Source organism: Nocardia tengchongensis (assembly GCF_054781395.1).
Genome location: NZ_BAAGUM010000005.1, coordinates 508,186 through 528,285, shown reverse-complemented (window position 1 = coordinate 528,285; position 20,100 = coordinate 508,186). Strand labels below are relative to the sequence as shown.

General features: G+C 69.3%; 17 protein-coding genes. 6 read left to right on the top strand and 11 right to left on the bottom strand.

All coding sequences use genetic code 11. The annotated features are described in order from the left end of the window. Positions 1–547, bottom strand: a 547-nt coding sequence (locus ACYVKL_RS10990) for a biotin carboxylase N-terminal domain-containing protein (RefSeq protein WP_460771781.1), incomplete at its 3' end; no start/stop codon positions are given. Between the two features lie 197 nt (positions 548–744). Then, a complete protein-coding gene (locus ACYVKL_RS10985; RefSeq protein WP_379168871.1) occupies positions 745–1,644 on the bottom strand; it encodes a sulfurtransferase in 900 nt (299 codons plus the stop codon). A 165-nt stretch (positions 1,645–1,809) separates the two neighbouring features. Here ACYVKL_RS10985 and ACYVKL_RS10980 point away from each other — a divergent pair, with 165 nt between their 5' ends. Beyond that, positions 1,810–2,625: a helix-turn-helix transcriptional regulator gene (locus ACYVKL_RS10980; protein WP_379168870.1), complete on the top strand. Its 816-nt coding sequence runs from the start codon at positions 1,810–1,812 to the stop codon at positions 2,623–2,625. Here the strand turns inward: ACYVKL_RS10980 and ACYVKL_RS10975 are convergent. From ACYVKL_RS10975 to ACYVKL_RS10950, 6 genes are all read right to left on the bottom strand, one after another. Then, the gene (locus tag ACYVKL_RS10975; RefSeq protein ID WP_379168868.1) at positions 2,551–3,192 is read right to left on the bottom strand and encodes a Maf family protein; all 642 of its coding nucleotides are present in this window, start codon (positions 3,190–3,192) and stop codon (positions 2,551–2,553) included. The genes ACYVKL_RS10980 and ACYVKL_RS10975 overlap by 75 nt on opposite strands. Positions 3,193–3,198: 6 nt before the next feature. Continuing rightward, positions 3,199–3,513: an acyl-CoA carboxylase subunit epsilon gene (locus ACYVKL_RS10970; RefSeq protein ID WP_357203416.1), complete on the bottom strand. Its 315-nt coding sequence runs from the start codon at positions 3,511–3,513 to the stop codon at positions 3,199–3,201. A gap of 135 nt (positions 3,514–3,648) precedes the next feature. Next, positions 3,649–5,286 (bottom strand): acyl-CoA carboxylase subunit beta, encoded by a 1,638-nt coding sequence (locus ACYVKL_RS10965; RefSeq protein ID WP_379168866.1) that lies wholly within the window; start codon positions 5,284–5,286, stop codon positions 3,649–3,651. A 241-nt stretch (positions 5,287–5,527) separates the two neighbouring features. Further along, positions 5,528–6,718 carry a YVTN family beta-propeller repeat protein gene (locus ACYVKL_RS10960; RefSeq protein ID WP_379168864.1) on the bottom strand — a complete coding sequence of 397 codons (1,191 nt, stop codon included), beginning with the start codon at positions 6,716–6,718 and terminating at the stop codon, positions 5,528–5,530. Positions 6,719–6,892: 174 nt separating this feature from the next. Next, positions 6,893–8,233: an L-lysine 6-transaminase gene (gene lat, locus ACYVKL_RS10955; RefSeq protein WP_379168862.1), complete on the bottom strand. Its 1,341-nt coding sequence runs from the start codon at positions 8,231–8,233 to the stop codon at positions 6,893–6,895. 100 nt (positions 8,234–8,333) lie between these two features. Beyond that, positions 8,334–8,786 (bottom strand): Lrp/AsnC family transcriptional regulator, encoded by a 453-nt coding sequence (locus ACYVKL_RS10950; RefSeq protein ID WP_040855781.1) that lies wholly within the window; start codon positions 8,784–8,786, stop codon positions 8,334–8,336. Positions 8,787–8,845: 59 nt separating this feature from the next. Here ACYVKL_RS10950 and amaB point away from each other — a divergent pair, with 59 nt between their 5' ends. Next, entirely contained in the window at positions 8,846–10,375 is a 1,530-nt protein-coding gene (gene amaB, locus ACYVKL_RS10945) for an L-piperidine-6-carboxylate dehydrogenase (protein ID WP_379168860.1), read from the top strand. On the opposite strand, the gene ACYVKL_RS10940 is transcribed toward amaB, so the two are convergent. Together ACYVKL_RS10940 and ACYVKL_RS10935 are read right to left on the bottom strand one after the other, a co-directional pair. Further along, on the bottom strand, positions 10,376–11,224 hold the full coding sequence (locus tag ACYVKL_RS10940) for an SDR family oxidoreductase (protein ID WP_379168858.1): 849 nt from the start codon (positions 11,222–11,224) through the stop codon (positions 10,376–10,378). It lies immediately after the preceding gene. After that, a complete protein-coding gene (locus tag ACYVKL_RS10935) occupies positions 11,221–12,180 on the bottom strand; it encodes a patatin-like phospholipase family protein (protein WP_379168856.1) in 960 nt (319 codons plus the stop codon). The genes ACYVKL_RS10940 and ACYVKL_RS10935 overlap by 4 nt, the downstream gene beginning before the upstream one ends. A 69-nt stretch (positions 12,181–12,249) precedes the next feature. On the opposite strand from ACYVKL_RS10935, the gene ACYVKL_RS10930 reads away from it, so the two are divergent. Continuing rightward, positions 12,250–12,852, top strand: a complete 603-nt coding sequence (locus ACYVKL_RS10930) for a TetR/AcrR family transcriptional regulator (protein WP_213557834.1) — start codon at positions 12,250–12,252, stop codon at positions 12,850–12,852. On the opposite strand, the gene ACYVKL_RS10925 is transcribed toward ACYVKL_RS10930, so the two are convergent. Beyond that, complete coding sequence (locus ACYVKL_RS10925) at positions 12,849–13,391, bottom strand: histidine phosphatase family protein (RefSeq protein WP_379168854.1); 543 nt, start codon at positions 13,389–13,391, stop codon at positions 12,849–12,851. The genes ACYVKL_RS10930 and ACYVKL_RS10925 overlap by 4 nt on opposite strands. A gap of 134 nt (positions 13,392–13,525) precedes the next feature. Between ACYVKL_RS10925 and ACYVKL_RS10920 the strand changes: the two genes are divergently transcribed. The 3 genes from ACYVKL_RS10920 (at position 13,526) to ACYVKL_RS10910 (ending at position 20,061) form a co-directional block, all read left to right on the top strand. Further along, positions 13,526–18,454, top strand: a complete 4,929-nt coding sequence (locus ACYVKL_RS10920; RefSeq protein ID WP_379168852.1) for an ATP-dependent helicase — start codon at positions 13,526–13,528, stop codon at positions 18,452–18,454. A gap of 48 nt (positions 18,455–18,502) precedes the next feature. After that, the gene (locus ACYVKL_RS10915; RefSeq protein ID WP_379168850.1) at positions 18,503–19,270 is read left to right on the top strand and encodes a DNA-formamidopyrimidine glycosylase family protein; all 768 of its coding nucleotides are present in this window, start codon (positions 18,503–18,505) and stop codon (positions 19,268–19,270) included. 152 nt (positions 19,271–19,422) lie between these two features. Further along, positions 19,423–20,061, top strand: a complete 639-nt coding sequence (locus ACYVKL_RS10910) for an NADPH-dependent F420 reductase (RefSeq protein ID WP_379168848.1) — start codon at positions 19,423–19,425, stop codon at positions 20,059–20,061. The last annotated feature ends 39 nt before the right edge of the window (positions 20,062–20,100 follow it).

Below are 20,100 nucleotides of genomic sequence, written 5' to 3'. Positions count from 1 at the left end.
CCTCGATGGTGTGCGCGACCTTCATGCCGCGACCGCCACCACCGAAGGCGGCCTTGATGGCCACCGGAACGCCGTACTCCTTGGCGAACGCGACGACCTCGTCGGCGTCCTTGACCGGGTCCTTGGTGCCCGCGGCCATCGGAGCCTTGGCGCGCTCGGCAATGTGGCGCGCGGTGACCTTGTCACCCAGATCACGGATGGACTGCGGCGAGGGGCCGATCCAGATCAGTCCGGCGTCGATCACGGCCTGCGCGAAATCGGCGTTCTCGGAAAGGAAGCCGTAGCCGGGGTGGATCGCGTCGGCGCCGGCCTTGGCGGCGGCGTCGAGGATCTTGTCGAACACCAGGTACGACTCGGCCGAGGTCTGACCGCCGAGGGCGAACGCCTCGTCGGCGAGCTTCACGAACGGCGCGTCGGCGTCCGGTTCGGCGTACACGGCAACACTGGCGATTCCGGCGTCCTTGGCGGCCCGGATCACGCGCACGGCGATCTCGCCTCGGTTGGCTACGAGGACCTTTGTGATCTGCGCGTTGGCATGGTTGGGCACTGAGCCTCCTGTGCTCTGGATACTTTCGTCTGTCGGCAGTGTAGGCATCGTGCCAACAACAGCCGAACCCGGATAGGGCTACCGGAGAGTAGGCCCGAAGAGTGAGCAGAGCGACTCTCGGGGCCTTATTTTTAGAACCTGTTCTACCAGACTCTCCGAGAGCCTCCCCAGGGAATCCTCCGGAAGGGGCTCTGGCGTTACGAGCTTGCCACGACCGAGGGCGCCGCGCCGGGTTCTTCGCCGATCACGATAGGCGCACCCACGGCATTGGCCCACTCGGTCCAGGAGCCGTCGTAATTGCGCACCCCGTCCACGCCCAGCAGGTAGGTCAGCACGTACCAGGTCAGCGCCGAACGCTCGCCCACCCGCGAGTAGACCAGCGGCGCGAGGCCCGCGACCACCCCGCCGTAGATGACGTCCAGCTCGACCCGCGGGCGGAAACGGGCGTCCGCGCCGACCGAGGAGGTCCAGGGGATGTTCACCGCGGTCGGGATGTGGCCCGCACGCAGCGCCTGCTCCTCGGGACGGTCCAGCACCACCAGATCGCCGGTGTACTCGTCGAACGCGCGCGAGTCGATGAGCGGCCCGCCCAGATGCGCGACCACGTCCTGCCGGAAGGCGCGCGCGGACTTGTCGTCCCGATCCACCTCCGGGTACTCGCCCCGCCCGGCCGCGGGCACCTCGAAGGTGGTGTCGCGGGCCTCGGAGATCCAGGCGTCGCGGCCGCCGTCCAGCAGGCGCACGTCCTCGTGCCCGAAGAGGGAGAACACCCACAGGGTGGCGGCCGCGGTGCCATTGGATTTATCGCCGTAGATCACCACGGTGTCGCCGCGTTCCACGCCCTTGGCGCGCATAAGGTTGGCGAAGGTCGCGCCGTCGACCACATCGCGGGTACGCGGATCGATCAGCTCGGTTCGCCAATCGATCTTGATGGCACCCGGGACATGACCGATGTCGTATAGCAATATGTCTTCGTTGGACTCGATGATCTTGAGTCCAGGCGTGCCGATGTTTGCCGACAGCCACTCCGTGGTTACTAGTCGGTGAGGATGTGCGTAGGAGCCGAATGAGGGATGCGGATCCGGAGCGACGGGCACGTTGTGGTCCTTCACGCGTGGTGGGTTAGGTATTGGCGGTTCGAATCTCAACACCGATCGTAGGCATGTGGCGGTTACGAAACTCGTTTCAGATCACGAATCGGATGATTGGGCGAATTAAGCGCAGCTTCATCCGATAAAGTCTCTCGAGAGGAGGGGTGAGCTATGTCCGATTCTTGGCCACGACGACGACTGCTTGCGATCCTACGTGGCGCCAGCGAGCCTCTCGATGCCCAGGAACTGGCGCGCGTCACCGGGCAGCATGTGACTACGGTGCGTTTTCATCTGGATGTTTTGACCCGGGAATCGCTGGTCCGGCAATTCCAGCAGCCGCCGCGCGGCCGCGGCCGGCCCCGGATCGGCTATACCGCTGTACAGCGATCCGTGGGTTATCAGGAATTGGCGCAAGTACTGGCCGATCAGCTCGGCAGCGATCCGCGCCGACGCTCCGAAGCCGCCATCACCGCGGGCCGGGCCTGGGGCTCGAAACTCGAAGCGGTGGATCAGCCGGTCGAATCGCTCGAGGACGCCAAGGACCTCACCATCACGCTGATGTCGGAACTCGGCTTCGCCCCCGAACGCGACCACGCCAGCGAGACCGAAGAGTCCGCCCTGATCCGGATGACCGCCTGCCCGCTGCGCGAACTGGCCCGCACCCACTCCGAGGTGGTGTGCGGCGTGCACCTGGGACTCATGCGAGAAGTATTGGACCGCAACGGCGGCCGGGAGAGCGTGAACGTGCGCCTGCACCCGTTCGTGGAACCCGAACTGTGCGTGGCGCGACTGGAACTACTGCAGGGCCGCCCCGGCGAGGGCGCGCCCGAGGATCAGGCGGAGACCGAGGAACCCGGATCGGTCACGGACGAGCCCAGATTGGCCCCGTCGGCCGGTCGGGTGGCGCCGCAACTACGCGCGGCCACCGACCCACAGCCGCGCAATGCCGACCCCCACATCGGCAAGCAGTCGACGAACCAGTGGTAGCCCGATCCCGATGACGCTCGACGGGTCACCGTCGATCTTGTCCACGAACCAGCCGCCCATACCGTCCAGGGTGAAGGATCCGGCCACCTGCAGCGGCTCCCCGGTCGCGATGTACGCGTCCAGTTCCGCCGGCTCGGGTTTGGCGAAATGCACGGTGGTGGAACTGCAATCGGCGGCCTCGCCGACGATCTCACCGGCGGTCAGCCGCAGCACGCAGTGCCCGGTCAACAGATCCGCGCTGCGTCCAGCCATCTCGGCCCAGCGGTCGCGGGCGACCTCGGGGGTCAGCGGCTTGCCCTGCAGCACGCCGTCGACGAGCAGCATCGAATCGCAGCCCACGACAACGGAATCGGTGAAGGCGGGATCACCCGCCAGCTGCCCGGCCACCTCCAGCGCCTTGGCGCGGGCCAGTTCGATCACCACTCGATCGGGCGGGGTGCCCGGGGGCAGCGCCTCGGCCACGGCGTCCTCGTCCACATGGGACACCCGGACGACCGGTTCGACGCCCGCGTTGCGCAGGACGCCGAGCCGAGCCGGAGATTGTGACGCCAGTACGAAGACGGTCACAAGCCGTCAGTCGCGCAGGTGCGAGAGCGCCGGAAAAGCGTAGGGGGAGAACGGCGAGCTGCCGCGGTGCAGCAGGGTCGGGCGACCCCACATGTCGGCCGGGCCGCGATCGGCCGGCGCGGCGGCGGCACTCGCCGACGCGGCGGCGAACACGCTCAGCAGGGCGGCGAGCTCGAGGTCGGTCGGATTGCCCTTCAGGACCTTGATGACCGGTCCGGCGTTCGCCGGCTCGATCTCCGCGACGGCGGTGTCGATGGCGTCCGCCAGATCCTCGACAGCCAGATCCAGTTCGGCGGCGCGCAATACCTCTTCATCGGCCATGGTCGTCACAGCGCCAGTCCTCCTGTCCGTTCGCCGCGGGGGTGGTGCGGCTTTCCTTCATCTTTGCTCGGATGAGGCGATCATGCGCGGTACGAGTTCCACCAGTGTGCGCCTCATACCGCGCATATCGCATTTTCAGAGCGGAATGTTGCCGTGCTTCTTGGGCGGCAGCGACACCATCTTGCGCTCGAGCAGACGCAGCGCCGACACGATCTGGCCGCGGGTGTGCGACGGCGGGATGACCGCGTCGACGTAGCCGCGCTCGGCCGCCACGTACGGGTTCACGAGGGTGTCCTCGTACTCGTTCTGCAGCTCGAGGCGCAGGGCGTCGACGTCGTTGCCCTCGGCGGCCGCGGTCTGCAGCTGCTTGCGGTACACAAAACCGACCGCTCCGGACGCACCCATGACCGCGATCTGAGCGGTCGGCCACGCCAGGTTCACATCGGCGCCCATGTGCTTGGAACCCATGACGTCGTAGGCGCCGCCGTAGGCCTTGCGGGTGATGATTGTGATCTTGCCCACAGTGGCCTCACCGTAGGCATAGAGCAGCTTGGCGCCGCGGCGGATGATGCCGTTGTACTCCTGGCCGGTACCCGGCAGGAAGCCCGGCACGTCGACCAGGGTGATGATCGGGATGTTGAAGGCGTCGCAGGTGCGCACGAAGCGCGCGGCCTTCTCCGAGGCGTCGATGTCCAGGCAGCCCGCGAACTGGGAGGGCTGGTTGGCCACGAAGCCGACGCTGCGGCCGTCGATGCGGGCGAAGCCGCAGATGACGTTCATCGCGCGCTCGGCCTGGACCTCGAGGAACTCCTCGTCGTCCACCAGGCGCTTGATGACCTCGTGCATGTCGTACGGCTGGTTCGGCGAGTCCGGGACGATGGTGTCCAGCTCGAGGTCTGCCTCGGTGAGGTTCTCCTCGATGGCGCCCGCGTTGGCGGTGGCCGGGAAGCGGGGGGCCTCGGCGCGGTTGTTGCTGGGCAGGTAGCCGAGCAGGTCGCGCACGTAGTCCAGGGCGTCCTGCTCGCCGGAGGCGACGTAGTGCGCGACACCGGACTTGACCATGTGGGTGTGGGCGCCGCCCAGCTCCTCCATGGTGACTTCCTCGCCGGTGACGGTCTTGATCACGTCGGGGCCGGTGACGAACATCTGCGAGGTCTGGTCGACCATGACGACGAAGTCGGTCAGGGCGGGCGAGTAGACGTGGCCACCCGCGGCCGGGCCCATGATCAGCGAGATCTGCGGGATGACGCCCGAGGCCTGGATGTTGCGGTGGAAGATCTCACCGTAGAGGCCCAGGGAGACGACGCCCTCCTGGATGCGCGCGCCGGCGCCCTCGTTGATGCCGACGAGCGGACGACCGGTCCGCAGCGCCAGGTCCATCACCTTGACGATCTTCTCGCCGTAGACCTCGCCGAGCGAGCCACCGAAGACGGTGACGTCCTGGGAGAAGATGCAGACGTCGCGGCCGTCGATGGTGCCGTAGCCGGTCACCACGCCGTCGCCGAGCGGACGCTGGTTCTCCAGCCCGAAGTTCACACTGCGGTGGCGGGCGAGCGCGTCGAGTTCGACGAACGAGCCCTCGTCCAGCAGGGCGAGGATGCGCTCACGCGCGGTCATCTTGCCCTTGGCGTGGACCTTGTCGACCGCGGCCTCACCCATCGGGTGCTTGGCTTCTTCCAGCCGATTGCGCAGGTCAGCCAGCTTGCCGGCGGTGGTGTGGATATCGGGGGCACCCGCCGGACCCGGCGAAGGCTGATGCTGGACACTCGTCATGTCCCGGAGTGTAACCAGTACCAGACCCGCTTCGTAATCCAGTCGGGGCTACTCGCGAGTACGGCTATTGACTACCCGCCAGTAAAAACCCGCAGGTAGAGCACCGAATCCGGGTCCCGTGCGAGCAAAACTCGAACAATGTTCAATAGTGAATCTCGCCAGTCATCCCCGCGACCTTTTGGCCGGGTCCACACTTCGGTTCGGCGGCCGCGCGGCGGGTCGGTGCGGGACCCCCGGCGGCTCAACGCATTACGCCCGTATGGCCGGTCGAGTACCGGCCCGGCTGGGGCCAGATGGTGAGCCCGTGCGCCCCGCGGCCGACCGGTATCCGGGCCAGCAGCTTCCAGTCCACGATGTCGATCGCGTAGACCTCGCCGTGGTTGCGGCCGGAGACCCAGAACACCCTGCCGTCCGCGGACAGGTTGCCCATGTCCGGGCTGCCGCCGCCGGGGATTCGCCAGGTGTCGCCGAGTCGCCCGGTGGCGAAGTCCCAGACCGAGATGCTGCCCTCGCCGCGGTTGGTGATGAGCATCCGTTTCGAGTCGCGGGTGATGTACAGGCCGTGGGTGCCGCCGCCGGTCGGGATGAATCCGGTGTTCTCGAAGGTCTGGGCGTCGAAGACGTAGACGCCGCCCGCCATCATGTCGGCCACGAAGAAGGTGCGCCCGTCGGGTGCGAGCTTGACGTCCTGCGGCATCCCCGAGGACCCGCCGGGCAGGTCGATCATCCGCAGCAGGGTCAGGCCCGCGATGTCGACGACCGCCATCCGCCCGCCGAACTCGCAGCTGACCAGGGCCGTGCGGCCGTCGGCGGTGAAGTCCATGTGGTTGACCCCGTGGCATTCGGGCACCGGGATGTCGTGCAGCTTCTGCCAGCTGTGCGGGTCGTAGAAGTCCAGGGAGCGGTCGGCTTCGGCGACGACGAGCGCGTATTTGCCGTCGGGCGTGAAGTACATGTTGTACGGGTCCCGGACCGGGATGGGCTCCCCCGGCTTGCCGGTGCGCGGGTCGATGGGCAGCAGGCTGCCGCTCCCGATGGGCAGATCGTTGTTGGCGTAGAGCATCTGCAGGTCGTAGGCGGGGACGACGTGCTGCGGTTCGCTGCCGCCGGAAGGAAAGGTGTCGACGACCTGGAAGCTGTCCGGGTCGATGACGGAGATGGTGTGCGACTCGCTGTTGGGGACGTAGACGCGGGTGGGTTGCCCGGCCACCGCGGGACTGAGTTCGCGGGTGCCGGCGTAGACGTCGGTGGGTGACAGCGGCGGCGGCATGCCGGGCAGTAATCGCGGCGCCTCGGCCGCCGCGGGCGCTGCGCCGGCCGGGGTGGACGCCGGGGTGGCGGACGGCGATGCGGGGCCGGTGTCCGCGTTCGAGCAACCGGCCAGCATTACCAGCGGGAGAATCAGACCCAGACGGGCACGCCGCGCGATCACAGGGCGCACCGTGCCATGCCGTCATTGCGGTGAGCTGACATGTCGTCGAATAGTAGGCGGCGACATGGACGTTCACGGCGCGATGACGGAGTGTCGCGGCACGCCACGCGGTTCGGGGCGAAGTCACCGTTCAGCAAACGGGGCATGCCGGACCGTGGCGGTCCGGCTTGCGGCTCAACCCAATACGCGGTCGAGTGCGTCCACGGCCTCGTCCAGTTCCGCCTCGGTTACCGTCAGCGGCGGCCGGAAGCGGATGCCGCGTTCACCGGTGCCGAGGATCAGGATGTGTTCCTCTTCCCGGAGCCGGGTCACCACGTCGTTGCGCATCCGCGCCGATTCCAGGGTGATCGCGCACATCAGGCCGCGACCGCGCGGATCGGTGACTTCCGCATGGGCGGTGGACAATTCGGTCAGCCGGTCGAGCAGGTGGGGGCCGAGCTCGCGGGCGCGGGCCACCAGATCCTCGTGCTCGATCACCTCGAAGACCCGCCGGGCGCGGACCATGTCGGCGAGGTTGCCGCCCCAGGTGGAGTTGAGGCGCGAGCTGACGTGGAAGACGTTGCCGGGCACCTCGTCGACGCGGCCGCCGGCCATGATGCCGCAGACCTGGGTCTTCTTGCCGAAGGCGACGATGTCGGGTTCCAGGCCGAGCTGCTGGTAGGCCCACGTGGTGCCGGTCATGCCGACGCCGGTCTGCACCTCGTCGAGCACGAACAGGGCGTCGTATTCGTGGCACAGCGTCTGGATGGCGCGCAGGAATTCCGGTCGCAGGTGCCGGTCGCCACCCTCGCCCTGGATCGGTTCGGCAATGAAACACGCTATGTCGTGCGGGTTTTCGGCGAAGGCGCGGCGGGCCTGGTCGAGGGCGTGGCGTTCGGCGGCCTCGATGTCGGGGTGGTCGGGGCCCACGTAGGGGGTGTCGATGCGCGGCCAGTCGAATTTCGGGAAACGGGCGGTCTTCACCGGATCGGTGTTGGTGAGCGAGAGCGTGTAGCCGCTGCGGCCGTGGAAGGCGCCGGTCAGGTGCAGCACCCGGGTGCCGAGTTCGGCTGGGCGCCCGTGGTTTTCGTTGTGCCGGGACTTCCAGTCGAAGGCTGCCTTGAGGGCGTTCTCGACGGCCAGGGCGCCGCCGTCGATGAAGAACAGGTGCGGGAGTCGCGGATCGCCGAGCACGCGCACAAAAGTGTCTACGAAGCGCGCCATTTCGACGGTGTAGACGTCGGAGTTGCTGGGCTTGTTCAGCGCGGCCGCGGTCAGCCCGGCCAGAAACCGCTTGTCGCCCAGCAGGGCCGGGTGGTTCATGCCCAGCGTGGAGGACGCGAAGAAGCCGAACATGTCCAGGTAGGAGGTGCCGTCGCGGGCGTCCACGAGTCGGCGTCCGTGGGACTCGCGGAGGTCCAGTACCAGGTCGAAGCCGTCGGCGAGGATGCTCGCCGACAGGATCTCATGCACCCGGGCGGGGGTGACAACGGTGGTTTCGGCGGCCGCCCCGAGCCGATCGAGTTCGAGGGTCACGCCCTCAGGGTAAATGAATATTTACGGAAAGGCCCGTAAATATCGGAACAATTACGTCCGTTGCGGTGTTGTCACCCGAATGTCTGCGGCCTGACCGGGCCTACTTGTCATAGAATGTCTGCAGAATGATGGTGCTTCGCGTCCTGACATTGGCCGTAGCGCGGATCTCCTGCAGCAGCTGCTCCAGGTGTCTGGGCGAGGCCACCCGCACCATGAGCATGTAGCTCTCGTCTCCGGCCACCGAATGACACGCCTCGATGCCCGGAATGTGCTGCAGCAGTGCGGGAGCGTCATCGGGTTGCGACGGGTCGAGAGGAGTGATCGCGACGAAGGCCGACAACATCTGGCCCAGCGCCTCGGGGTCGACATTCGCCGTGTAGCCGCGAATCACGCCCCGCGCCTCGAGCCGCCGCACCCGCGACTGCACCGCGGACACCGAAAGGTTGGCCTTCTCCGCCAGATTGGACAGGGTGGCGCGACCATCGGCAATCAGCTCACGGATCAGCAGTCGATCGATGTCGTCGAGTACAAGTTTCGCCGGTGTATCCGCCATCAGCGAAGGCTAACGCAGCGAAACGAACTCGGTTGCCCGAACCCAACCTGGAGCATGTAATGACTCACGCACTGACCGACACCGCGACCCGTGAGCTACGTGAGCGGACCGAGACCCTGTTGCGACGGCTCGGGGTCGACACGCCCGAACCGGGTGAACTCCCCGCCCGCACCCCGATCACCGGCGGTGAGCTGATCACCCTGCGCGCGAGCGATTCCGCCGAGGTCCGGGCCGCCATCGGCCGCGCCGACGCCGCCTTCCGGGACTGGCGGACGGTGCCCGCGCCGCAGCGCGCGGCGGTGGTGCGGCGGCTGGCCGCCCTGCTCACCGAACAGCAGCGGGAGCTCGGCGAGCTGGTCACCCTGGAGGCGGGCAAGATCGGCGCGGAGGCCCGCGGCGAGGTCCAGGAGATGATCGATGTCTGCGAGTTCGCCATCGGGTTGTCGCGGCAGCTGTACGGCCGGACCATGCCCTCGGAGCGGCCCGGCCACCGGTTGATGGAGACCTGGCACCCGCTCGGGGTGGTCGGGGTGATCTCGGCGTTCAACTTCCCGGTCGCGGTCTGGGCCTGGAACACCGCCATCGCGCTGGTGTGCGGGGACACCGTGGTGTGGAAGCCGTCGGAGGCGACGCCGTTGACCGCGCTGGCCTGTCACGCGCTGCTGCGCCGGGCCGCGGCGGACGTGGGCGTGGATCCCGAAGTGCACCAGCTGATTCAGGGCCCGGCGGCGGTCGGCGAGCAGCTGGTCGACGATCCGCGGGTGGCGCTGGTCAGCGCGACCGGGTCGGTGCGGATGGGTCGGTCGGTGGCGCCGCGGGTGGCGGCCCGGTTCGGGCGTTGCCTGCTGGAGCTGGGCGGCAACAACGCCGCCATCGTCACGCCCTCGGCGGATCTGGAACTGGCCACCCGGGGCATCGTGTTCGCGGCCGCGGGCACGGCCGGTCAGCGCTGCACGACGCTGCGGCGATTGATCGTGCACGCCGATGTGGCCGAACCGCTGCTGAATCGGGTTTCGGCGGCGTATCGGCAACTGCGCGTGGGTAATCCGCTCGAGGAGGGCGTTCTCGTCGGGCCGCTCATCAACGAACGGGCCTACGACGGCATGTGCGCGGCGCTGGAGCGGGCACTGGCCGACGGCGGCGAGTTGCTGTGCGGTGGTGAGCGTTTCGAGGGGCCGGACGAGAACGCCTTCTACGTCCGGCCCGCGCTGGTGCGGATGCCCGCGCAGACGGAGGTGGTGCGGGAGGAGACCTTCGCGCCGATCCTTTACGCCATGACCTACCGGGACCTGGACACCGCCATCGACCTGCACAACGCGGTGCCGCAGGGGCTTTCGTCGTCGATCTTCACCCGGGACCAGCGGGAGGCGGAACGGTTCCTGGCGGCCGACGGGTCCGACTGCGGGATCGCCAACGTCAATATCGGCACCTCGGGGGCCGAGATCGGCGGCGCGTTCGGCGGGGAGAAGCAGACGGGCGGTGGCCGCGAATCCGGGTCGGACTCGTGGAAGGCGTACATGCGCCGGGCCACCAACACCGTGAACTACTCCACCGAACTGCCGCTGGCGCAGGGCATCCGGTTCGAGTGACTAGTCTTCCTCGACGGCGATCGAGCGCACCTGCTCCTCGTATCGGGCGCGCACCTGCGCGTCGGCCGGGTGCAGGGCCCGGTCGCCGTTGAAGAGCCGGCGCACCAGCCGCACCGCGGGTTCGGGCGCGGCGGCCAGGGCGACGTCGATGGGGCCCAGGTAGTTCGGGACGGCGACCTCGGCGCGGCGGCTGCGGACCGTGCCCAGCACGGCCGCGGCCACATCCTCGGGATCGACGGTGGGCATGCCGCCGCCCAGGGCCAGACCCGAGGACAGCCGGGTACGCACGGCCGAGGGCATCACGCAGCTGACGCTGACGCCGTGCGGCGCGAACTCCAAACGCGTTGCGGCGGACAGTCCGACGGACGCGAACTTACTGGCGTTGTAGACGGCCAGCCCGGCGATCGGGATCTTGCCGGCCAGCGAGGCCACGTTCACCACGTGCCCCTGCCCGCGCTCGATCATGCCGGGAACGACAGCGCGCATGCCGTGGATGAGTCCCCACACATTGACGTCCATGGTGGTGTGTCCCACCGCGTCCGGCTCGTCGAGGAAGGCGCCCGCGGGCATCACGCCCGCATTGTTGACCAGGATGTCGACGCGGCCGAAGTCGGCGACGACCTTGTCCCACTGCGCCCGATCCCGCACGTCGAGTTCGAAGGCGCGGGCGTCGAGGGCGGCCGCGGCGGACCGGGCGGCGGCGGTGTCCACGTCGGCGATGGCGACCTGGGCGCCCTTGCTCGCGAAGAGTTCGGCGGTGCACTGCCCGATACCGCGGCCCGCGCCGGTGATCAGGACCCGCGCTCCGGCGAGATCGATGGCCGGGTAACCGTTTCCGAGGATGCTCACGCGAATTCTCCCTGTTCGACCTGGCGGCGGGTGCTGACCAGGCTGTGTTCGAAGGTGTCGAGACGACGGCGGCCGTCCATGAAGTTCGGGCCCATGACGGCGAGGTCGGCGGCGGTGGCGTCGATGCGCAACACCTTGACGCCGCTCGCGCGCAGCAGCGCGACCTCGGCATCGAGCTTCTCGCTCATGCGGTTTCGCAGTTGCCGTTCGAGGAAGTGCCCGGCGCTGGTGACGGGCAGGCGGCCGGTGGACGCCATCGGCGCGATGACCACGACCTCGTCCAGCCCGGCCGGAATGAGCAGATCGGCCGAGGCGGTGGAGGCCGCGCCGCCGTCGATGTAGTGCCGTCCGGCGATCGGGACGGCCGGGAACCAGCCGGGGACGGCCCACGAGGCCCGCAGGGCCGCACCGAGATTCGCGTCGGGCGCGGAGGGCGAGCCGAAGGCGACGCGCTCCCCGCTGGCGTTGTCCATGCTCACCAGCCAGGTGGCCGGGTGCTGCACCCAGTCGCGCCCAGGGTTGAGGCGCTCGGCCAGAGCTTGCAGCCAAGCCGGGTTGCCGCCCCCCAGCGGCAGCAACCCACTGCCCGCGGTGAGCAGGGCATGCCCGTTTCCGGGCCGGGCCAGCAGTTCTCGCACCGCGCGGCCGGGTGCGCCCAGGCGCGGGCGCGGCAGCGGCGGGAATCGGCCCGGCTCCGAACGCATGTGAGCGTCGAGGATCGGGTTGGTGGTGGTGCCGCGTTGCATGGCGACCAGGTCGTCGACGCCGATGCCGCTGCCCAGCATGGTCAGCGCTTCCGCGCCGGCCGAGGTGCCGATCATGACGTCGGCGGTGCGCGGATCCCAGTCCAGGACGTCCTGGACCGCGGCCAGCGCGGCGACGATCCAGGCCATGCCGACGGTGCCGCCGCAGCCGATGGCCAGGCCACGTCGCTGTGACCCGTTCCTATTACTCATGGTTTCAAACACTAGCAGTATTCACATACCGCCGGTATCCCAAATCCGGGAGAACCTAGAATCGTGGCCATGGCACGACTGACCAGGACCGAGAGCCAGGCCCGCACCCGCACGGACCTGCTCGTCACCGCGCGCGACATGTTCCTGGCCGACGGCTACGCCAAGACCAGTCTGGAACGCGTCGCCGAGGAGGCCGGCTACTCCAAGGGCGCGGTCTACTCGAACTTCCGCACGAAATCGGCGCTCTGCCTCGAGGTGCTCGCTTTGATCCACGAGACCAAGTTCGGGGAGGTCACCGAACTGCTCGCGGGTGAGGACACCCTGGAAGCGCGGCTCGACCGGTTCCAGGGCTGGGCCGAACGGACCCTCGGCGATGTCGGCTGGACCATGCTGGAATTCGAATTCGCCATCGTCGCCCGCGACGATCCCGCCCTGCAGGCCGCGCTGGTATCGAGCCTGAGCCTGGTGCGCGGCACCGTCGCGGCGCAGTTGCAGGCGCTGGCCGACTCCATGGACATGACCCTGCCGCTGCCGCCCGCCGACGCCGCCACCGCGGTGCTGAGTCTCGGTCTGGGACTGGGCATTCAGCGCGCCATCGACCCGAGCCTGTCCGCCCGCCTGATCACCGACGCCGTGCGCGCCATGCTGATGACCGGAGACCGTGCCCGCTAACTGAAATGCAGCGTCCATTCGCCGCGATAGTGCAGCCTCGTCACGCTGATCGGGGGAACGTCGATGCGCCAGAACGACTTCGCGGGCGCGTCCAGGGTGACCAGCAGGGCGGCGCGGATCACCGCCGGATGGGTGATGGCGATGGTCGGCTCGCCGTCCAGAGCGATATCGGCGAGCCACTCCCCGGTGCGCTCGATGACGTCGACCACCGCTTCCCCGCCGTGGCCGCGGTAGCTCGGGTCGGTGAGCCAGAGATAGAGGTCCTCCTTGGGGACCGACATGAGCTCGCCGCCGCGCCACGCCCCGGCGTCGAGGTCGCGTAATCGATCGTCCTCGTCGCCGGCCAGGCCCATCAGGGTGGCGGTTTCGACGGTGCGGCGCTCGGGCGCCGTGATGACCCGCGCGGCGTTCAACCGGCCGCACGAGGAGACGGCGCGACGGCCGGCCTCGGTGAGCGGTTCGTCGACGGGGAATCGTGCTCTGCGCATCGCTTCGGTCATTCCGTGACTGACCAGGTCCAGCCGCAGCACCTTCTGCACGGTCCGAAGCCTACGCGCGGGCCGGATAGCCGCACCGGGATTTGCCCGCCCGTCGCTCATCCCGCGTCGCACGGTCCGCCGCGGGCGCGGGGAGGCGGCGGGTTCCTGTCGGTGGGCGGGTGCAGACTGGGACGATGGATCGGTTCTCGCCCGCGACTCGAGAGTGGTTCGACGGCGCGTTCCCCGGGCCGACGGCCGCCCAGCTCGGGGCCTGGGAATCGATCGCGGCGGGGCAGCACACCCTGGTGGTCGCGCCCACCGGATCGGGCAAGACGCTCTCGGCGTTCCTGTGGGCCATCGACCGCCTCGCCACCCGAGAGCCCGCCGAGGGGCCGCGCAAGACCTCCGTCCTCTATATCTCACCGTTGAAGGCGCTGGCCGTGGACGTGGAGCGGAATCTGCGAGCGCCGCTGGTGGGGATCACACAGACGGCCAAACGGCTGGGGGTGGCCGCGCCCGAGATCCGGGTTGGGGTGCGCTCGGGGGATACCAGTGCCGCGGATCGGCGCGGCATGCAGCGCACGCCGCCCGACATTCTGATCACCACGCCGGAATCGCTGTTCCTCATGCTCACCTCGGCGGCGCGGGAGACGCTGAGCGCGGTGCACACGGTCATCGTGGATGAGGTGCACGCCATCGCGGGCTCCAAACGCGGTGCGCACCTGGCGCTTTCACTGGCGCGACTGGATCAGCTGCGCGCCCCGGACGCCGCAGCGCCCGCGCAACGGATCGGCCTGTCCGCCACGGTGCGGCCGCCCGAGGAGGTGGGGCGGTTCCTGGTGGGGAGCGCGCCCATCACCATCGTCGCGCCGCCCGCGCCCAAGACCTTCGACCTGTCGGTGCGGGTGCCGGTCGCCGACATGACCGAACCCGATGCGGGGGCCGAGGATTCGGGTCAGCCCGGCTCCATCTGGCCGCATGTGGACGAGGCGATCGTGGATCTGGTGCTCGAGCATCGGTCGTCCATCGTGTTCGCGAATTCGCGGCGGCTCTCCGAACGGCTCACCGCACGATTGAACGAGGCGTACGCCGAGCGCATCGGGGAATCCGTGGACACCGAGCACGCGCCGCCCGCGCAGCTGGGCGCGTCCACCGAGGTGATCCACGGCGCGACGACGCTGCTCGCGCGCGCCCACCACGGGTCGGTGAGCAAGGAGCAGCGGGCGATCATCGAGGACGACCTCAAGAGTGGGCGGCTGCGCTGTGTGGTCGCCACCAGCAGTCTCGAACTCGGTATCGACATGGGCGCGGTGGATCTGGTGGTGCAGGTGGAGGCGCCGCCGTCGGTGGCGTCCGGGTTGCAGCGGGTGGGCCGCGCCGGGCACCAGGTGGGTGAGATCTCGAAGGGTGTCATCTTCCCCAAGCACCGCACCGACGTCATCCACTGCGCGGTGGCGTCGCAGCGCATGGTGGCCGGGCAGATCGAGCAACTCCAGATCCCCGCGCATCCCCTCGACATCCTGGCCCAGCAGACCGTGGCGGCCTGCGCGCTCGAACCGATCGACGCGGACGCCTGGTTCGAGACCGTGCGCGCCACCGGAAGCTATGCGGCACTCCCCCGTTCGGCCTACGAGTCGGTGCTGGACCTGCTGGCGGGCCGCTACCCGTCCGACGAATTCGCCGAACTGCGGCCGCGCATCGTCTGGGACCGCGACGCGGGGACGCTCACCGGACGGCCCGGTGCGCAACGGCTGGCGGTGACGTCGGGTGGCGCGATCCCGGACCGTGGCCTGTTCCCGGTGTTCATGGTCGGCGAGAAGGCTTCCCGCGTAGGTGAACTCGATGAGGAGATGGTCTACGAGTCCCGCGTCGGCGACGTCTTCGCCCTCGGCGCGACGAGCTGGCGGATCGAGGAGATCACCTTCGATCGGGTGCTGGTGACCCCCGCGTTCGGCCTCCCCGGCCGGCTGCCCTTCTGGCACGGCGACTCCCTGGGCCGCCCTGCCGAATTGGGTGCGGCACTGGGCGAATTCGTGCGCCTCGCCGGGCAGGCCGTCGAACAGCATCGTGCGCCGGGCCGAACCACGGCGACGGGGAAGACCACCGGCACCACGAGCTCCAACCGCAGCGTGAAGTCCACGGGCGGCGCCGGGGGCAGCACGCCAGTCGAATTGGCCCAGGCCCTGGACGAATTCGCCACCGAGCACGATGTCGCGGCGGCGCCGCCGTCTCCGAAGTCAGGGAAGGCCCGCTCGTCGAAATCCGGTGCCGCCGGCACGAAAGCACCCGCCGGCAAGCCGAGATCCGCGCCGGAGTCCGAACTCGAGCGGGTGTCGCGGACGGCGGGTCTGGATGCGAACGCGACCGGGAACCTGGTGTCGCTGCTGGCCGAGCAACGGGAGGCGACCGGGCAGCTGCCGACGGACAAGACGCTGGTGGTGGAACGGTTCCGGGACGAGCTGGGTGACTGGCGGGTGGTGTTGCACTCCCCGTACGGCCTGCCCGTGCACGCGCCGTGGGCGCTGGCGGTGGGGGCCCGGCTGCGGGAGCGGTTCGGGGTGGATGCCGCGCCCACGCCGTCCGACGACGGGATCGTGGTGCGACTGCCGGACACGACCGACGATCCGCCCGGGGCGGAGCTTTTCGTGTTCGAGACCGAGGAGATCGACGACCTGGTGACCGAACAGGTCGGCGGCTCGGCGCTTTTCGCGTCGCGGTTCCGTGAGTGCGCGGCCCGGGCCTTGCTGCTGCCCCGCCGGGACCCCGGCAAGCGGGCGCCGCTGTGGCAGCAGCGTCAGCGCGCCGCCCAGCTGCTGGATGTGGCCCGGAAGTTCCCGGATTTCCCGATCCTCCTCGAGACCGTCCGCGAGTGCCTGCAGGACGTGTACGACCTGCCGTCCCTGCGTGACCTGCTGGGCCGGGTGGGGCGCCGGCAGATCCGCCTGGTCGAGGTGGAGACCGCCGCCCCGTCGCCCTTCGCGAATTCGCTGTTGTTCGACTACATCGGCCAGTTCATGTACGAGGGCGACAGTCCGCTCGCCGAACGCCGCGCGGCCGCGCTGTCCCTGGACTCCAGCCTGCTCGCGGAACTGCTGGGCCGCGTCGAACTGCGGGAGCTCCTGGACGCCGCGGTCCTCGAGCAGACCGAGCGTGAGCTGCAACGCCTCACCCCCGAACGCCACGCCCGCGATATGGAGGGGCTGGCCGATCTGCTGCGTCTACTCGGGCCGTTGACCGCCGCGGAGGCCGCCGAGCGGTGTGTGGACGATCCGCAGGGGTGGTTCGCCGAGCTGGTGAAATCCCGCCGGGCGCTGGAGGTTTCCTTCGCCGGTGCGCGGTGGTGGGTCGCCATCGAGGACGCCGCCCGACTCCGGGACGCGCTCGGGGTGCCGCTGCCCATCGGCGTCCCCGCGGCCTTCATCGAGCCGGTGGCCGACCCGCTCGGCGACCTGATCGGCCGCTTCGCCCGCACTCACGGCCCGTTCACCCTGACCCAGGCCGCCCACCGTTTCGGTCTCGGCCCGGCCGTGGCCGCCACCGCCCTGCACCGTCTCGCCCTCGAAAAGCGGGTGGTGGAAGGCGAATTCACGCCCGGTGCCGCGGGCACGGAATGGTGCGACAGCGAGGTGCTCCGCCGCCTCCGCCGCCGTTCCCTCGCCGCGGCCCGCAAGGAGGTGGAGCCGGTGGCGACCGCCACCCTCGGCCGCTTCCTCCCGTCCTGGCAGCATGTCGGCACCGGCGAGCTCCGCGGCGTCGACGGCGTCGCGGCCGTGGTGGAACAACTCGCGGGCGTCCCCATCCCCGCCTCGGCGTGGGAATCCCTCATCCTCCCGCTGCGCGTGCGCGACTACTCCCCCGCCATGCTCGACGAACTCATGGCCACCGGCGAGGTGATCTGGTCCGGCCACGGCGCCATCACCGCCAAGGACGGCTGGATCGCCCTCCACCCCGCCGAACAAGCCGCCCTCACCCTCCCCCCACCCGACGACATCGATCTCACCAACCGCCACATCGACCTCCTGACAGCCCTGGGCGCCACGGTGATCGGTGGCACCACGGAGTCCGGTAGCAACGCGGAGTCGGATGGCGGGGGCTCGGAGCCCGCCCGCATCGCGCTGCCTCAGGGCGAGTACCAAGTCGTTGCGGGTGGCACAGGGGGCGCGTACTTCTTCCGGCAATTGCTGGACAGCGTCGGCTCGGGGGTTGTGGCCAGTACTGGAGACGGCGCCGATGAGGCCGCGGTGACTGCCGCGTTGTGGGATCTGGTGTGGGCCGGGCACATCGGTGGTGACACGTTCGCGCCGGTGCGGGCGTTGCTGGCGGGGACGGCGCGGACCACGACGGCGCATCGGACTCCGCGGCGGGCTCCGCGCGGGCGGATGTACCTGCCGCGCAGTGGGATGCCGGCGCGCACGGCGGCGCCGCAGGTGGCGGGCCGGTGGTCGCTGCTGCCGGAGCGGGTGGCCGACAACACCGTTCGCGCGCATGCCACCGCGGATGTGTTGCTGGAGCGGTACGGGGTGCTGACTCGGGGGTCGGTGCAGAGTGAGGGGGTGCCGGGCGGGTTCGCGCTGATGTACCGGGTGCTGACGGAGTTCGAGGATCGCGGGCGTTGCCGGCGCGGGTATTTCGTGGATTCGCTGGGTGGCGCGCAGTTCTCGACGACCGATGTGGTGGATCGGCTGCGGTCGTTCGACACGGAACGCACTCGCGGGGCGGGTGACGGCTTCTCGCACGAGCCGGTGGGCAAGGCCGTGGTGTTGGCCTCCTGCGATCCGGCGAATCCGTATGGCGCGGCGCTGCCCTGGCCCAAGGCGGCGGCCGAAGGCGCGGGGCATCGGCCCGGCCGGAAGGCGGGCGCGTTGGTGGTGCTCGTGGAGGGCGACCTGGCGCTGTATCTGGAGCGTGGCGGCAAGACGCTGCTCACGTTCACCGAGGATCCGGCCGTGCGGACGGCGGCCGCGGCCGCCCTGGCCGGGCTGGTCCACGACCGTCGGGTCGACTCGCTGGTCATCGACCGGGTGAACGGGGAGTCCGTGCACGGCAACACCTTCGCGGGCTTCCTGGCCGAGGCCGGTTTCGCGGCCACGCCCAAGGGTTTCCGACTACGGAGCCGCCCGTGATCCGGACCGCGTTTCGGTCGCCGATGTCTGACACACCGGGCGGCTTCCGTGCCTGAGGGCGACGCCGTCTTCCACACCGCCGAGCGGCTTCGGAAAGCGTTGGCGGGCAAGGTATTGACGCGCAGCGACTTCCGGGTGCCGAGGTACGCGACGCTCGACTTGCAGGGGCAGCCGGTCGAGAGCGTCGGCACCTACGGCAAGCACCTGTTCGTCCGCACCCCCGAGCTGAGCATCCACACGCACCTGAAGATGGAGGGCGAGTGGCGGGTGTACGCGCCCGGACAGCGGTGGACCAAGCCGGGTTTCACGGCGCGGCTGGTGCTGGCCACCGCGGATGCCGAGGCCGTCGGCTTCTCCCTGGGCCTGGTGGAAGTGCTGCGCCGGAACGAAGAGCACACCGCCACCGACCATCTCGGCCCCGACCTGCTCGGTCCGGACTGGGATGCCGGCGAGGCGGTGCGGCGTTTGTCCGCGGATCCCGAACGTCCGATCGGCCTCGCCTTGCTCGATCAGACCAATCTGGCCGGTATCGGCAACATCTATCGGAGCGAGATCTGCTTCCTGCGCCGCGTGCATCCCGCGACTCCGGTCGGCGAAATCGAGGATCTGCCCGCCCTGGTCGCCGAGGCGCACCGGGTATTGATGCGGGCGGCCCACGAACCTCCTTGGCGGCCACTGGCTTACGGCCGTCAACGCCGCCCCTGCCGACGCTGCGGCACCGGCCTGGTCGTGCACCTGCTCAGCGATGCGGCCGACGCCACCCGCGCCGAGCGCGGCATCTACTTCTGTCCACGTTGTCAGCCCCGGCCATCCTGACCACCGCATCGCCCCGCTGCATCCGTTCCGACCATGTCCGCCACCAGAAGAATCCCGACCAGTCCGAACTGCAAGGATCTTCATGGGATAGACACATTTCACCGGCCCCGAAATGCGTTCCGAGCCCGGGTTTCCGGGCCTAGGCTGACGCCATGAAAATCGGAATCCTGGGCACCGGCTCGGTCGGGCGCACCCTGTCGGCGCGGTTGGCAGAGCTGGGACACGATGTGGTGATCGGCACCCGTGATGTGGCGGCCACCGAAGCACGGGAGGAGGAACCGTTTCCGGCTCCGCTGGCGATCGCGGCGGAGGCCGCGGCCGGTGCGGAGTTGATCATCAACGCGACAGCCGGGCAGGTCAGTGTGGCCGCCCTGGATGGCGCGGGCGCCGCGAACTTGGCCGGCAAGGTCGTGATCGACGTATCGAACCCACTGGACTTCTCGGAGGGCTTCCCCCCGTTCCTCGCGGTCTGCAACACCGATTCGGTCGGCGAGCGAGTGCAGCGGGCGTTCCCCGAAGCGCGCGTGGTGAAGACGCTCAACACCGTCACCGCCGAGGTGATGACGCACCCGGAGCGGGTGGCGGGCGGCGACCACACCATGTTCCTGTCCGGTGACGACGCCGCCGCCAAAGCAACCGTCACCGACCTGCTCCGCGAGTTCGGCTGGCGCGACATCGTCGACCTCGGCGACATCACCACCGCCCGCGGCACCGAGATGATGCTCCCCCTGTGGGTCCGGCTGATGGGCGCGCTGGGCACCACGGAGTTCAATTACAAACTGATGCGCTGAACGCCGAACCGGCGCCGGGGCATCGATTCCCGAGCGCCG

Excerpts from the sequence above, each read along its gene's own strand:
- ACYVKL_RS10980 (WP_379168870.1), top strand. The coding sequence starts at position 1,810 with ATGTCCGATTCTTGGCCACGACGACGACTGCTTGCGATCCTACGTGGC.
- ACYVKL_RS10970 (WP_357203416.1), bottom strand. The coding sequence starts at position 3,513 with ATGGCCGATGAAGAGGTATTGCGCGCCGCCGAACTGGATCTGGCTGTC.
- ACYVKL_RS10965 (WP_379168866.1), bottom strand. The coding sequence starts at position 5,286 with ATGACGAGTGTCCAGCATCAGCCTTCGCCGGGTCCGGCGGGTGCCCCC.
- ACYVKL_RS10950 (WP_040855781.1), bottom strand. The coding sequence starts at position 8,786 with ATGGCGGATACACCGGCGAAACTTGTACTCGACGACATCGATCGACTG.
- amaB (WP_379168860.1), top strand. The coding sequence starts at position 8,846 with ATGACTCACGCACTGACCGACACCGCGACCCGTGAGCTACGTGAGCGG.
- ACYVKL_RS10935 (WP_379168856.1), bottom strand. The coding sequence starts at position 12,180 with ATGAGTAATAGGAACGGGTCACAGCGACGTGGCCTGGCCATCGGCTGC.
- ACYVKL_RS10930 (WP_213557834.1), top strand. The coding sequence starts at position 12,250 with ATGGCACGACTGACCAGGACCGAGAGCCAGGCCCGCACCCGCACGGAC.
- ACYVKL_RS10920 (WP_379168852.1), top strand. The coding sequence starts at position 13,526 with ATGGATCGGTTCTCGCCCGCGACTCGAGAGTGGTTCGACGGCGCGTTC.
- ACYVKL_RS10910 (WP_379168848.1), top strand. The coding sequence starts at position 19,423 with ATGAAAATCGGAATCCTGGGCACCGGCTCGGTCGGGCGCACCCTGTCG.